Below are 912 nucleotides of genomic sequence, written 5' to 3'. Positions count from 1 at the left end.
TACACAAGGATTACATCTATGTTGAACGGACGGAAAAGGGGGCGTAATATGACGGAAAAGGAATTGGAACAATTATATTTTCTACATAAAGAAATAAGTCTTTTGAAGGATCAAATCAATACATTAGAACCTAAAATGGCTACAGATAAAGTTAGCGGATCGTCTTATGAATTTCCATATACACTACACAATATCACTATAACTGGACTAAATGAAAAAGAGTACAGCGTGAAACTCAAAAGGTTAGAGAGGAAACTCAAGCTAAGATTGGATGAATTAATGGATTTAGTGGACGAGATCAATGAATATATCTCTAACCAAGAAGATAGCGAGATAAGACAAATACTATCTTTGAGATATATAAACGGTTTAACTTGGAATCAAGTGGCTAAACATTTAGGATATGCGGATGAAAGTGTGCCGAGGAAAAGATGTAATAGGTTTTTAAAAATGACCGATAAATCCGAAAAATAACATGGTATTATGATATTAAGGAAAAGTATACGAAAAAGAATTCCCCCTTCTTCGGGCAAGATAGCCCAATATTTAAAAACCCTACCGACTTCGGTCGCTGGGGTTTTTTGTTATGATAAATTGTTCTATTTTATGTATTTAAATAAAAATGAGGTGAAATCAATGACTATAGGGGAGATAGTACAAATAAATAGTCCTAGTATCTATAGAAAGTTAATGCAGATCTGTAAAGAGAAGCCTAAGAAGAAAGATATTCAGCTTGGGGATAGTGTGGAGAATTTAATGAAGCATGATAGTCATAGGAGGGTTAAAGGAACCATTAGACAGACGAAGTGGGGAGGATGACCTATTTCACAACCACCAAGATAACTTATTTGCACATTGTCGAAATTTGAAATACGAAAAATGTAGGAATTTAGCCTTCTTTAGAGAATTGAT

The 912-nt window shown here is 33.9% G+C and carries 1 protein-coding gene; it reads left to right on the top strand.

The window, feature by feature from the left end; translation table 11 throughout:
- Window positions 1–474: hypothetical protein (locus RCF13_RS17805; RefSeq protein WP_308141406.1), on the top strand; the 474-nt coding region annotated here is incomplete at its 5' end.
- Window positions 475–912 lie beyond the last annotated feature (438 nt).

The organism is Stenotrophomonas maltophilia group sp. RNC7 (assembly GCF_030910085.1).
In the GTDB taxonomy this organism is placed as follows: Bacteria; Pseudomonadota; Gammaproteobacteria; order Xanthomonadales; family Xanthomonadaceae; genus Stenotrophomonas; species Stenotrophomonas sepilia.
This window is presented reverse-complemented; position numbering and strand designations above follow the sequence as displayed.